We start from the raw sequence: 12692 nt of genomic DNA on the forward strand, positions 1-12692 counted from the left end.
CGTTCCGAGAGGAACGGGGCCCGGCCCTTCGTCGTGTCCGGTACGCCGAGTGCGTCAGGACGACTGGGCCGCCCGGATCCGTCGTACGACCCTGCGCACGGTCGGGTTGCGGCGCAGCGCCTCCGCCCGGACCGGGCTGCCGCCGGGCAGGCGCAGCGTGCTCAGCCGACGCTTCTTGAAGTACCTCTGGTGCTCGGCGAGGTTGGCGGTCAGCCAGGCGGCCGCCTCCTCGTGCAGGTCGGGGTACTTGCGGGACTGCATGCAGTAGCCGACGGTGTGCACCAGCGGGGCGAGGCGCCCGCTCAGCGCGGCGAGTTCGAGCGGGGCGTCGAGGGTCTCGCGCTCGGCGTCGGGCAGGGCCGCGTCGATGATGGTGAGCGGGACGCGGTTGCTGTTCTCGTACGGCGTGATGCGTTCGAGGAGGAGCTCCGTGCCGACCCGGGCGACGGGGATGCCGTAGAAGGCGGCGGCGGTCATCAGGGCGGTGGAGAAGCAGCCGATGACGAGCCGGGGCTTCAGGAAGGCGAAGACGGTCTCGGCCAGGACCGGTTCGGCGAGGACCGTGAGCCGTACGCCGAGCTCCTCGGCCACCACCTCCAGGGACCTGCTGTAGACGGCGGGCGCGCTGGGGTGCGGCTTGAACAGGACGCTCTCGTGGCCCGCCCGGGCGGCGGCCCGCAGCATCCGCACGTGCAGCTGCTCCTCCTCGTCCTGGGTGATCAGGTCGATCGCGGAGAGGTACTGGCCGAGCAGCACGGCCGTGGGGCGGTCGCCCTCGGGCAGCCGCTCGGCGAGGATGCCGGCGCCGTCCTCGCCTATCTGCGCGAGTACGTCGACGATGGCCTCGTTGGGGATCGGCTCGGGCTCGACGCCGTACTCGGACAGCAGCATCGGGCGCAGTCCGGGAATGAGATCGAGGTGGAGCACCCGGGCGATCCGGCTGTTCATGCCGCGCGGAATGCGGTTGCGGGTGGGCCCGTAGCTCATCAGGCCGTCCGCGTACACGTGGATCGGGCTGTCGGCGAAGATGTCGGCGACCGCGCGGGAGGGGTTGGCCTGGATGGACTCGCAGGCGATCTCGACCTCCTCGTCGCCGAGGTTCCAGGCCAGGCGTACGGCCTTCTCCCACAGCTGGGCGTCCTGGGCGCGCGGCGACCAGCCGGCCGGGTGGTGCGGGGCGATGAACTCGTTCCAGGAGCGCACCTCGTCGAACTCGGGGCGCAGCTTCTCGAACCCGGCCATCCGGTCCAGCGGGGTGCCGACCTCGGGCACGGCGGCGGTGTTGCTCACGACCAGGATGCGCCGGTGGGCGGCGCGCGGGCCGAAGAGGCCGGCGCGGACGGCCGCGGTGACGGTGGCGGCGGCGTACTGCGTGGCCGAGAAGAAGATCTGTGTCCTGCCGCTCATGCCGCGACTCCCTTCATACCGCCGCGTATGCGCCGCAGCGTGTGCACGCGTTCCTCGCCCATGCCGACGAGTGCCTCGTTGAGTTCCGCCTCCGTCATCCGGCCCAGCGCCTCGGCCGCGAGCTGCCGCAGCCTGGCGTGCACGCTGCGCTCGAACCGGCCCCGGTCCAGCAGCTGGTGGGCGATGACGACGCAGTAGTTGCGCAGCGCCTTCTTCCGCAGCCGGGTCGCCTCGGGGTCGTCGGCGAGTTCGGCCAGGACGAGGTCGAAGGAGCGGAAGAAGTCCAGCTGGCGGACGTCGCCGATCTGGGTCAGCGAGCTGGAGATGCCCCGGCGGTAGAAGACCCCGCGCAGGCTGGCGACGGCGTAGGACTCGGCCCTGCGGTGCAGGTCCCAGATCCAGGGGCGGTCCTCGGCGGTGCGCAGCCCGTCGTGGAAGCGCAGCAGGCCCTTGTCGAGCAGTCGGCGGTGGTAGACGCCGGCCCAGGCGTACGGGTAGTCGACCATCGTCGTGTCGTCGACGGGCAGGATGGAGCTGCGCGGGTCGAGCGGGGTGTGCCGACGGCCCTCGGGGGCCCGGTGGATCTGCCGTTCGAGACCGAAGACCTGGACGTGGTCGGTGCGCACGAAGTCGACGTCGTGCCGTTCGATGTGGTGCACGAGGTCGCTCAGATAACCGGGGGCGAGCCAGTCGTCGCCGTCCAGGAAGGTGAGGTAGCGGCCCTCGGACGCGTCGATCCCGGTGTTGCGCGCGGTGGCCAGTCCGCCGTTCTGCTCGTGCCGGATGACCCTGCTGTTCTTGAGCCGCTTGGTCAGGGCCAGCAGCGCCTCGTAGGTCTGGTCCTTGGTCGACCGGTCCTCGACGAACAGGAACTCGAACGAGTCGTCAGCGTTGTTGACGAGGCTGGCCACGGTCTCCGGAACGTACGCCTCGATATTGAAACAAGGGACGATCACGGACAGTTTGGGGGGGTGCTGAGGCACGCGGACACCTGGGCTCTCTCTGGGGCAGACCTCTGCGACCGTAAGAGATGTTCGATGCCGGACATCAACCCCTTGACCACTATCAGGTGAACGCGAGGTAGCTACACGCCCTCCCTTTCCCACAGGCCCGCCCCGTTCCCGTCCGGGCACGTATGCTCCGCGCTCAGGTGTTCGATAATTCGGGGATCTGGGGGACTCTGTGATCAAGACTGTGTTTCGAAGCGGGGCTCTTCCGGCAACGGAACGGTTTGCCGGTTTCGACGACTTCCTGAACAACTGCGTACATTCATTACGGGTGAGCAGCCCGGACCCGGGACGCTTCCGTGCCACGGCGCGGGCCATGGACCTCGGACCGGTGACCCTCACCGAGCTGACCACACTGCCGTCCGTCCTGCGGCGCACCCCGAAATCGATCCGCCGCTCCGACCCCGAGCTGTACACGGTGGTCTTTCCGCGCCGGGGCGTCCTGACCGTGCGGCAGGCCGGCCGTGACGCGTTGCTGACCGCGCACGACTTCGCGCTCTGCGACAGTTCGCAGCCGTTCAGCTTACGGATCACCGCCCCGGGGACGACGACGCTGATCAGCGCCCGAGTGCCCCGCGCACTGCTGCCGCTGCCCGCCAGGCAGGCCGACCGGCTGCTGGGAACGCGGCTGCCGGGAGGCGAGGGCATCGGCGCGCTGCTCACCCGGTTCCTCGACGACATGACCACCGACACGGCACCCCAGCCGACCGCCGACGTGGCACGGCTGGGCGCGGTGGCCCTGGACCTGCTGGCCGCCACCCTCGCGCACCACCTCGACACCGGCCCTCGAAACGAGGACGAGTCCGGCCGTCGGGCCCTGCTCCTGGACATCGACACCTACATCCACGACCACCTGCCCGAGCCGCACCTGTCGCCGCGGGCCGTGGCCGACGCCCACCACATCTCCGTCAGCTATCTGCACCGCCTCTTCCGTACCCGGGACACCACGGTCACCGCGCTGATCCGCCGCCGGCGTCTGGAACGGGCGCACCGCGACCTCACCGACCGACGGCTGTGGGACGTACCGGTTCACCGCGTGGCGGCCCGATGGGGCTTCAAGGACCACTCGGCCTTCACCCGCGCCTTCCGCGCCGCCTACGGCATCGCCCCCAGCGACCTGCGCGAACTGGCCCTCGGCCTACCGGCCGCGCCGCCCGACCCGGCGCAGGGGCCGAACGGCCCGGCCGCGCCCGAGGCCTCTCCGTCCGGACGCTGAGACCTCTTCGTCCTTCCGGCCGGAAAAGGGAACTCCTCCCTTCCCCCGGGACAGGGACCTCTGCGGGGAGCAGCCCTGCTCCCCCACGGAAACACGCGTGAACAGGGGGCTTTCATGCGGGAATTCATCGATCCGTCCGACCGTCGCACCGTCGGGCACAGCGAGAGCGCGACCGGCGGAGCGGGTCGCGCGGGAGGGATACGCCGCATGGAACTCGGCGGCACCTCGGTATGGTCGACCACCTGCCACCCGCTGGCCCAGCTGTGGGTCCCGCGACTCCTGCTCCGGCCCGCCGACCGGTGCTACCGCGTGACGCTGCTGCTGGAGGGAACAGCGGTCATCGTCCACGACGGAGGCGAAACAGCCCTGCGGGCGGGCGACTTCTTCTGCGACGACCACGCCTGGCCGCGCGAGATCCAGGCCGGCACGGTCAGAGCGGTAGGCATCGACGTCCCGCAGCCACTGCTCCCCCTGCCCCAGGACGAGGCGGACCGGGCGCTGGGGCGCCGCACCACGAGCCAGGACGGGGCCGACGCCCTCCTGGCCCGGTTCCTCACCCAGCTCACCCGGAACACCGGCGCCTTCCTGCCCTCGGACGGGCCGCGCCTGGGGACGGTCCTGACCGGACTGGTCGCGGTGCTGTTCGCCCGGGTCGCGCGGTCCGGCCCCGCGCCGCTGTCCCGCCCGGAGCAGGGAGCACTGACCCCGCGCATCGCGCGTTTCGTCCAACAGAACCTGGCGGACCCCGAGTTGAGTCCGCGTTCGATCGCCGCCGCACACGACATCTCCCCCAGCTACCTCCACCGGCTCTTCCAGGGCGAGCAGGAGACCGTGGCCGCGACGATCCGCCGCCAGCGCCTCGAACGCGCCCGCTACGACCTCGCCGACCCGGCCCAGGACGCCACGCCGGTCCATGCCATCGCCGCCCGCTGGGGCTTCACGCGGGCCACCGACTTCGCCCGCGCCTTCCGGGCCGCGTACGGAGTGGCGCCAACCGATTACCGCCGGTACTCCCGCGCTCTCGGTGGACGCATTGCCACATGAGTGTGCACTGATTGCCAAGGCCCCACCCGCCACAGCCCGCCATGCTGATCATCGGGGCGCCGGCAGGGCCGGTCCGGCACACGCCGCTGACGTCCCGTTCTCACCACCGGCTCTCCCGAAAGAGGTTGTCGTGAAGAAACTCCGCCTCGCCACTGTCGCCGCCGGCGCGCTGATCGCCGGCGCGGGCCTCCTGGCCCCCACGTCCGCGCAGGCCGCGTCCACCTACTGGACCTTCAAGAACGTCCAGTACGGCACCTGCCTCACCGCGGGGGACAGCGGCTCGGCGTACTCCACCACATGCGTCGGCAGCAACCGTCAGCAGTGGGACTGGGTCGGCGACGGCCACAGCAGCTACCACATGCTCAAGAACCGGGAGACCGGCAAGTGCCTGAGGACCGACGGCGTCTCCAACGTCAATGCGGTCTGGACCAGCACTTGCGACACCGACGCCGACTACGAGTGGTGGTACTACAACGGCGACGACCGGGTCCTCTACGTCCAGCCCGGCGGCCTCGACTTCCTGAGCACGAGCAGCACCGTCAAGGACGCGGTCTACAGCCAGGGCCTCGACCTGAGCAACCTGAACCTCTTCAAGTGGGTCGGCACCCACGACTGATCCGGCGGCAGCGGTCACGAGATCGTGGCCAGGCCGGCGAAACCCGGCCGGCGGCTGCCGCCCCCCTCTTGCTCCACAGCAGCTGACCCGCGCCGCCGCCCACGACAGCTGCGGTCCGCAGGACCACGACGGCTCCCCGGTGACACATGTACCCGGGGAGCCGTCGTCGCGTCGATCCGCCGCCGGTGGACGGATTGCCACATGAGTGTGCTCTGACCGCCAAAGCCTCACCCGTCACAGCCCGGCATGCTGGCGAGCGGGACGACAGCGGGGTCCGGTCCGAGACGCGCCGCTGACATCCCGTTCTCCACCATCGGCTCTCGTGAAAGAGGTTGTCGTGAAGAAACTCCGCCTTGCCACCCTCGCCGTCAGCGCCTTGATCTCCGGTGCGGGCCTCCTGGCCCCCACCTCCGCACAGGCCGCGACGACCTACTGGACGTTCGAGAACCAGCGGTTCAACACCTGCCTGACCGCCGGAGACAGCACTTCGATATACGCCACCGTCTGCCACACCAACTCGACGTATCAGAACTGGGACTGGGTCGGCAGCGGCCATGGCGTCTACCACCAGCTCAAGAACCAGGAAACCGGTCTCTGCCTGATGACCGACAACAAGACGAACGTCAACTCCGTCTGGCAGAGCGACTGCTCCACCGGTGCCGCCGGCCAGTGGTGGTTCTACGCCGACGACACGTGGTCCATCTTCAACCAGCTCGGCGGAGCCGGCGAGGAGTTCCTGCGGACGAGCGACGTCAAGGACGCGGTCTACTGCACCGACCTGGGCCAGGTGACGGACGCCTACTACGACTGGAACGGCTACCACAACTGACCGCCGGGCTCACCCGATCCCGAACCGGACCCCGATGCCCGTCACGATCACGGCCAGCCCTTCCTCGAAGTTCCGGTCGTAGTCCTCGAACATCAGCGCGCCCGCCTGTGCCGACAGTGGGAAGTCGGCCATCAGGCGGGCGCGTTCCGTCATGTCGTAGCCCTCGCGGCGCTCGCCCGGCAGGGGCTGGACGCCCTGCTCCTCGGTGACGAACCCGATGGTGAACAGGTACGTGGTGAAGGTCGCGCGGACCGCCTGGGCGAGGGTGAATCCTGCCTCGGTGAAGAGCGTCAGGGTCCGCTCCATCTCGACGGCGTGCAGGGTGCCCGTGAAGCGTGAGCCGCTGAAGACCTTGGCGCCGTCGCGGTAGCTCAGCAGGGCGGCGCGCAGTGCGCGGTTGGCCGTGAGCAGCCGCTCCCGCCAGTCGGTGTCCGGCACCGCCCCGGGGTCCTCGACCATCCGGCGGTACATCTCCGTGGCCATCTCGTCGAGCAGTTCCTGCTTGTTCTTGAAATGCCAATAGAGCGCCGGCGCCTGGACGTCCAGCTCCTTGGCGATGGCCCGCAGGGTGAGGCCGTCGAGGCCCGTCTCGTTGAGCAGCCGCAGCGCCGTCTCGACGACCTGCCTCTTGTCCAGCTTGGGGGACCGCTGAGGTCTCTGGGTAACCACACTTGACAGTTTAACGCCGTTAAGGACATGCTCGCGGCATGGAACTTAACAGCGTTAAGGAGAAGCTCGTGTCTGTGCACACGGACGTTCTGATCGTCGGCGCGGGCCCGACCGGGCTCGCCCTCGGCGTCGATCTCGCGCGGCGGGGCGTGGACGCGCTCGTCGTGGAGCGGGGCGCGGGGCTCGCGCCGGGATCGCGCGGCAAGGGCATCCAGCCGCGCACCCTGGAGGACGAGATCCGCGCGGCGGGCGGCGACTATCCGATCGGGCTGATCTGGCAGGACGGCGAACGGGTGACCGAGCGGTCGATGTTCGACCCGGCCGAGGACGGCGAGGCGGGCTCCCCGTTCGGCGAGCCGTGGATGGTGCCCCAGTGGCGCACCCAGGAGATCCTGCACGCCCGGCTGACGGAACTCGGGGGACGGGTCGTGTTCGACCGGGAGGTGACCGCGCTCCACCAGGACGAGGACGGCGTGAGCGTGCACTTCGCCTCGGGCGAGGGGGCGGGGACCGTGCGCGCGCGGTACGTGGTCGCCGCCGACGGGGGCCGCTCGGCCGTGCGCCGGGCCGTGGGCATCGCGATGACCGGTGCCGGGGCCGACGGGTCGGGCGTGGTCGCACCGGACCCGATCCTGGTGGGGGACGTCCGGATCAGCGGCCTGGACCGCGACCACTGGCATCTCTTCCCGCCGCGCGGGGACGGCGACGGCTTCATGGCCGTCTGCCCGCTCGCGGGCACGGAGTACTTCCAGGTCGTCGCCGGCTTCCTGGCCGGGACCACGGTCGACGCCTCTCCCGAGGGGGTGCGCAAGGTCGTCGCCGCCCGTTCGCATCTGCCCGCCGACGCGGTGACCGAGGTGCGCTGGGTCTCGGACTTCCGGCCGCGCGCGGCACTGGCGGACCGCTTCCGCGCCGGGCGGGTCTTCCTCGCCGGGGACGCGGCGCACATCCACTCGCCGGCCGGCGGCCAGGGGCTCAACACCAGTGTCCAGGACGCCTACAACCTGGGCTGGAAGCTCGGCGCGGTGCTGCGCGGCGAGGCGCCCGAGTCCCTGCTCGACACCTACGAGGAGGAACGCCGGCCGGTCGCCGCCGAGATGCTCGGGCTGTCCACGAAGATCCATCGCGGCGAGGCCCGCCGCGGCAGGGAGACCCGTCAGCTCGGCCTCGGCTACCGCGGCTCCGCCCTCGCCGTGGAGACCCGTGGCGACGTGCCGCAGGAGGCACTGCGGGCGGGCGACCGCGCGCCCGACGCGGCCGTGGACGGCGTACGTCTCTTCGACGTGTTCCGGGGACCGCACTGGACGCTGCTGGCCGTCGGCACGGACGCGGAGCCTCCGGCGCTCCCCGGCGTCCGCACCGCGCGGATCGGGTCCGACGAGCGGTACGGGACCGGCGTCTTCCTGGTCCGCCCCGACGGCTACGTGGGCTGGGCCGGCACCGACCCGAAGGACCTTCAGGAGTACGCGGCCCAGGTGGGCCTGAGCGTCGCCTGACTAGGCGCTGGCGAGCGTGAGCTTGACGGCGAAGCCCAGGAAGAGGGCGCCCGCGGCGGTCGTGGCGCCCGCGGAGAGCCGCTTGCGGCGGCGGAAGGCCTCCGCGAGGCGCGTACCGCTGAAGATCAGCGCGGTCAGATAGAGAACGCTCGCGAGCTGGGCGAAGGCGCCGAGCACGACGAACGAGAGGGCCGGGTAGGCATAGCCCGGATCGACGAACTGCACGAAGAAGGCGACGAAGAACAGGATCGCCTTCGGGTTGAACAGGCTGATCACCAGCGCCCGCCGGAACGGCCGCTCCCCCGCCACCGCCTCGGGCTCCCCGCTCTCGGCGACCGGGTCCCGCCGGGCCCGCCACATCGCCCGCGCGGCACGCAGCATGCCGACCGCCAGCCAGGTCAGATAGCCCGCACCGGCGTACTTCACGATGCTGAACAGCACGGCGTTCGCCTGGAGCAGCGACGCCACACCGGCGGCCGACAGAGTCATCAGCACGGTGTCCCCACACCACACACCCGCGGCGGCGGTATATCCCGTGCGCACACCCCGGCGGGCGGCGACGGACAGCACGTACAGCGAGTTCGGCCCCGGCAGCAGGACGATCAGGACAAGGCCCGCGAGATAGGTGGGAAGGTCGATAACACCAAGCATGAGAGGGAGTGTCGCACGGCAGTACGACATCGTGTCCAGGCGTCTCGCGGGTCAGTCTCCGTCGAGGAGCGTGTCCACCGGAAGGTCGGGAAGAACCCCGACGGACGCGGGCACCGGGACGCTCCGGCCCCGCTGGAAGCGCTCGGGCGCCGGGTACTGCGTTCACCCGTGATCATCCGAACGGGTGGATCGCCCGGTTCAGAAGGTGTCCGACGGCACGTACGTGCCCCAGATCTCGCGCAGGGCGTTGCAGACCTCGCCGATCGTCGCGCGGGCGCGCAGGGCGTCCTTCATCGGGTACAGGACGTTGTCCGTGCCCGCGGCGGCCTTCTTCAGGGCGGCCAGGGCGGCATCGACCGCGCCCCGGTCGCGCTCGGCGCGGAGCCGGGCGAGGCGTTCGGCCTGCCGGGCCTCGATGGCCGGGTCGACGCGCAACGGCTCGTACGGCTCCTCCTCGTCGAGCCGGAAGCGGTTGACGCCGACCACCACGCGTTCGCCCGCGTCCGTCTCCTGCGCGATCCGGTACGCGTTGCGTTCGATCTCGCCCTTCTGGAAGCCGTGCTCGATCGCCGCGACCGCTCCGCCGAGCTCCTCGACCTTGCGCATCAGCTCCAGCACCGCCCCCTCCAGGTCGTCCGTCATCCGCTCGACGGCGTACGACCCCGCGAACGGGTCCACCGTCGCGGTCACGTCCGTCTCGTGGGCCAGCACCTGCTGGGTGCGCAGGGCGAGGCGCGCGCTCTTGTCCGTGGGCAGCGCGATCGCCTCGTCGAAGGAGTTCGTGTGCAGGGACTGGGTGCCTCCCAGCACCGCCGCCAGTCCCTGGACCGCGACCCGGACCAGGTTCACCTCGGGCTGCTGGGCCGTCAGCTGCACCCCGGCGGTCTGCGTGTGGAACCGCAGCGTCAGCGACCTGGGGTCCTTCGCGCCGAACTCCTCCCGCATGACCCTGGCCCAGACCCGGCGGGCGGCGCGGAACTTCGCCACCTCCTCCAGGATCGTCGTACGGGCCACGAAGAAGAAGGACAGCCGGGGCGCGAAGTCGTCGACGTCCATGCCGGCCGCGAGCGCCGTGCGGACGTACTCGATGCCGTCCGCGAGGGTGAACGCGATCTCCTGCGCGGGCGAGGCGCCCGCCTCGGCCATGTGGTAGCCGGAGATCGAGATCGTGTTCCACTTCGGGATCCCGGCCCGGCAGTACGCGAAGATGTCCGCGGTCAGCCGTAGCGACGGCTTGGGCGGGAAGATGTACGTCCCGCGCGCGATGTACTCCTTCAGCACGTCGTTCTGGATCGTGCCGGTCAGCCGGTCCGCGCCGACGCCCTGTTCCTCCGCGACCAGTTCGTACATGAGCAGCAGCAGCGCCGCGGGCGCGTTGATGGTCATCGACGTCGACACCGTGTCCAGCGGGATCCCGTCGAACAGCACCCGCATGTCGTCCACCGAGTCGATGGCCACGCCCACCTTGCCGACCTCGCCGTGCGCGATCGGCGCGTCGGAGTCGTGGCCCATCTGGGTGGGCAGGTCGAACGCCACCGACAGTCCCGTCGTGCCGTTCGCGATGAGCTGCTTGTAGCGGGCGTTGGACTCGGTCGCCGTGCCGAACCCCGCGTACTGGCGCATCGTCCAGGGACGGCCGGTGTACATCGACGGGTAGACGCCGCGGGTGTAGGGGTACGACCCCGGATCGCCCAGCTGCCGCGCGGGATCCCAGCCCGTCGTCGTCTCCGGTCCGTAGACGGGTTCGATGGGCAGTCCGGACTCCGAGTCACGTGCCATGGAATCCACCATGCCGTGCCGTTCGCGTGCCGTCATCCGCGGGGAGCATCTCCGGTGACACCGTGCGCCCCCGCGCGCGGCGGACGGCGCGCGGGGGCCAGTGAGACGACGGGGGCCGTGATGCGTAGTACGGGCATGGCGAGCATGGGGAGCAGGCGGGGCATGGGGAGCATGGGCCGAATGAGCGCCACGGACAGGAAGAGACGTTTCGCCGCCGGGTCCGCCGGGACCGCCCGGTCCACCGGAACCGCCCGGTCCGGCGTGGTCGCCGCGGCGGCCCTGACCGCGCTGGCGGCGGTGTGCGGCTGCACCGTGCAGCCCGCCGACGGCGACGGCAAGCACCGCTCCCCCGTCCACATCAGCGTCACCGGCACGGCGGGCACCGGCGGAGCCACCGCCGCACCGGGCGCGTCCCGTACGCCCACCGGCTCCGGCAGCCGGCCGGACCCGGGACCGAGCACGCCCGCCGTCGCCGCCGCGGTGCTCTGGGAGCGCGGGGACAGCGGACCGGCCGTCCGCGAACTCCAGGCCCGGCTGCGCCAGGTCGCCTGGCTCTTCGACGGACCGACCGGGACGTACGACGATCTGACCGAGGAGGCGGTCAGCGGCTTCCAGGGCAAGCGCGGGCTGCCGCGGACCGGCCGGGTGGACACCGTCACCTGGCGGCGGCTGCGGGACATGACCCACGAACCCGGCCGGTGGGAGCTCTACCTGATGGGCGGGCAGCCGGCCGCCGCGCCGGACCCGCGCTGTCTGACCGGCCGGGTGCTGTGCGTGAGCAAGTCGAGCCGCACCCTGCGCTGGATGATCGACGGACGGACCGTCTCGACGATGTCGGTCCGGTTCGGCTCCCAGTACACCCCCACCCGGGAAGGCGTGTTCCACGTCTACTGGAAGTCCCGCCACCATGTGTCGACGCTCTACGACTCCCCGATGCCGTACGCCATGTTCTTCAGCGGCGGACAAGCCGTGCACTACTCCTACGACTTCGCGGCCCGCGGCTACGCCGGTGCTTCGCACGGCTGTGTGAACGTGCGCGACGAGGCGGCGATCGCCAAGCTGTTCGCGCAGGTGAGAAGTGGCGACAAGGTCGTCGTGTACTGGTGACGACGCGGGGCGCGGAAGAGGATTCGGGGCGCGGGCGGGACCGGGGGAACGTGTCCCGCCCGCGCCAGGTGCACGTGCCGTAGGTACGGGGGGAACCCCGGCTCCGTGCGACGGCCGATGACCAGTCGGCTCACTTATCTCTGCGTCAGGGCCGCCGAAAACGTCACACCTGTCGCGGAAAAACTTGAGCGCGAAGCAAAACCGCAGGTCAGCGGGCCGTTCCGGGAGCGGTGCCGACGGCGGGCTCAGACGGTGAGGTGCGCCCGGGAGCGTGCGGAGGCACGCGGGCAGCCGGCGTTCTTCAGGTTCTGCGGGCTCTTCCACGAGCCGCGTCCCAGGGTCTGGGCCTTGGCCCGGGACAGGGACGGCGTGAGAAGCCCGAGGGAGTCGTCGCGCCGACCGTCGCCGCTGCCGCGGACCGAGCCCCGGCCGTCGCCGTCCTCGCCCCGGCTGTCCTTGTCGCCCTTGTCGCCCTGATCGCCGGAGTCGTCGCGGGCGGTTCCGTCCGAGCCGTCCTGGGCGCCCGGTCCGCCCTCGGCGTTGCCGTCCTGACCGGTGTTCAGGGAGTTGCCGAGGAGCGTCTTGCAGTACTTCCACACGCGCGGGGAACCGCCCGCGGCCTTCTCCAGGGCGCGCCTGCGCTCGCCGACCGGCTCCCGGCCGGCGCGCAGGTCCCGGCAGGCCGCGGCGACACCGCTCCACGTGGAGCCGGAGCCGGTCGTGGCGCGGTCGTCCTGGCCGCGGTCCCCGGCGAGGGCGTCGTCGGCGCCCCGGGTCGGGCCGCCGCCGGGCGAGGCGCTCGTACGGTCGTCGGGGGTCGCCACTCCGCTGGTGCCGCCCATGATGTCGCCCGGCGAGGGCGGGACGAGCG

Annotated in this window: 11 protein-coding genes and 1 pseudogene; 6 read left to right on the top strand and 6 right to left on the bottom strand. The window is 71.2% G+C overall.

Annotation, left to right across the window (positions count from 1 at the left end):
• Positions 1 to 54: 54 nt before the first annotated feature.
• Together FNH09_RS38975 and FNH09_RS38980 are read right to left on the bottom strand one after the other, a co-directional pair.
• On the bottom strand, positions 55 to 1407 hold the full coding sequence (locus FNH09_RS38975; RefSeq protein ID WP_152894604.1) for a polysialyltransferase family glycosyltransferase: 1353 nt from the start codon (positions 1405 to 1407) through the stop codon (positions 55 to 57).
• Positions 1404 to 2390 carry a glycosyltransferase gene (locus tag FNH09_RS38980; RefSeq protein ID WP_162469755.1) on the bottom strand — a complete coding sequence of 329 codons (987 nt, stop codon included), beginning with the start codon at positions 2388 to 2390 and terminating at the stop codon, positions 1404 to 1406. The genes FNH09_RS38975 and FNH09_RS38980 overlap by 4 nt, the downstream gene beginning before the upstream one ends.
• A 211-nt stretch (positions 2391 to 2601) precedes the next feature.
• On the opposite strand from FNH09_RS38980, the gene FNH09_RS38985 reads away from it, so the two are divergent.
• The 4 genes from FNH09_RS38985 (at position 2602) to FNH09_RS39000 (ending at position 6119) form a co-directional block, all read left to right on the top strand.
• Positions 2602 to 3630 carry an AraC-like ligand-binding domain-containing protein gene (locus FNH09_RS38985; protein WP_420802826.1) on the top strand — a complete coding sequence of 343 codons (1029 nt, stop codon included), beginning with the start codon at positions 2602 to 2604 and terminating at the stop codon, positions 3628 to 3630.
• Positions 3631 to 3744: 114 nt separating this feature from the next.
• Complete coding sequence (locus FNH09_RS38990; RefSeq protein ID WP_152894606.1) at positions 3745 to 4674, top strand: helix-turn-helix domain-containing protein; 930 nt, start codon at positions 3745 to 3747, stop codon at positions 4672 to 4674.
• Between the two features lie 130 nt (positions 4675 to 4804).
• A complete protein-coding gene (locus tag FNH09_RS38995) occupies positions 4805 to 5290 on the top strand; it encodes a ricin-type beta-trefoil lectin domain protein (protein ID WP_162469756.1) in 486 nt (161 codons plus the stop codon).
• Between the two features lie 337 nt (positions 5291 to 5627).
• Positions 5628 to 6119 (top strand): RICIN domain-containing protein, encoded by a 492-nt coding sequence (locus FNH09_RS39000; protein ID WP_162469757.1) that lies wholly within the window; start codon positions 5628 to 5630, stop codon positions 6117 to 6119.
• A 9-nt stretch (positions 6120 to 6128) separates the two neighbouring features.
• On the opposite strand, the gene FNH09_RS39005 is transcribed toward FNH09_RS39000, so the two are convergent.
• Positions 6129 to 6788, bottom strand: a complete 660-nt coding sequence (locus FNH09_RS39005) for a TetR/AcrR family transcriptional regulator C-terminal domain-containing protein (protein WP_338017822.1) — start codon at positions 6786 to 6788, stop codon at positions 6129 to 6131.
• Between the two features lie 74 nt (positions 6789 to 6862).
• Here FNH09_RS39005 and FNH09_RS39010 point away from each other — a divergent pair, with 74 nt between their 5' ends.
• Positions 6863 to 8284, top strand: coding sequence for an FAD-dependent monooxygenase (locus FNH09_RS39010; protein WP_162469759.1), 1422 nt, complete (start codon positions 6863 to 6865; stop codon positions 8282 to 8284).
• Here FNH09_RS39010 and leuE read toward each other — a convergent pair whose 3' ends face one another.
• Positions 8285 to 8935: a leucine efflux protein LeuE gene (gene leuE / locus FNH09_RS39015; RefSeq protein ID WP_152894611.1), complete on the bottom strand. Its 651-nt coding sequence runs from the start codon at positions 8933 to 8935 to the stop codon at positions 8285 to 8287. It lies immediately after the preceding gene.
• A gap of 198 nt (positions 8936 to 9133) precedes the next feature.
• Positions 9134 to 10714: an acyl-CoA mutase large subunit family protein gene (locus tag FNH09_RS39025; protein WP_152894612.1), complete on the bottom strand. Its 1581-nt coding sequence runs from the start codon at positions 10712 to 10714 to the stop codon at positions 9134 to 9136.
• A gap of 180 nt (positions 10715 to 10894) precedes the next feature.
• On the opposite strand from FNH09_RS39025, the gene FNH09_RS39030 reads away from it, so the two are divergent.
• Entirely contained in the window at positions 10895 to 11821 is a 927-nt protein-coding gene (locus FNH09_RS39030; protein ID WP_152894613.1) for a L,D-transpeptidase family protein, read from the top strand.
• 245 nt (positions 11822 to 12066) lie between these two features.
• Here the strand turns inward: FNH09_RS39030 and FNH09_RS47315 are convergent.
• Positions 12067 to 12692 (bottom strand): annotated as a pseudogene (locus FNH09_RS47315) (hypothetical protein); the annotation flags it as partial.

It is taken from the genome of Streptomyces adustus (assembly GCF_009377175.1).
Taxonomy (GTDB): domain Bacteria; phylum Actinomycetota; class Actinomycetes; order Streptomycetales; family Streptomycetaceae; genus Streptomyces; species Streptomyces adustus.

What these genes read in the sequence shown, in the direction of transcription:
- FNH09_RS39030 (WP_152894613.1), top strand. Translation starts at nt 10,895, where the DNA reads ATGAGCGCCACGGACAGGAAGAGACGTTTCGCCGCCGGGTCCGCCGGG.
- FNH09_RS38990 (WP_152894606.1), top strand. Translation starts at nt 3,745, where the DNA reads ATGCGGGAATTCATCGATCCGTCCGACCGTCGCACCGTCGGGCACAGC.
- FNH09_RS38975 (WP_152894604.1), bottom strand. Translation starts at nt 1,407, where the DNA reads ATGAGCGGCAGGACACAGATCTTCTTCTCGGCCACGCAGTACGCCGCC.
- leuE (WP_152894611.1), bottom strand. Translation starts at nt 8,935, where the DNA reads ATGCTTGGTGTTATCGACCTTCCCACCTATCTCGCGGGCCTTGTCCTG.
- FNH09_RS39025 (WP_152894612.1), bottom strand. Translation starts at nt 10,714, where the DNA reads ATGGCACGTGACTCGGAGTCCGGACTGCCCATCGAACCCGTCTACGGA.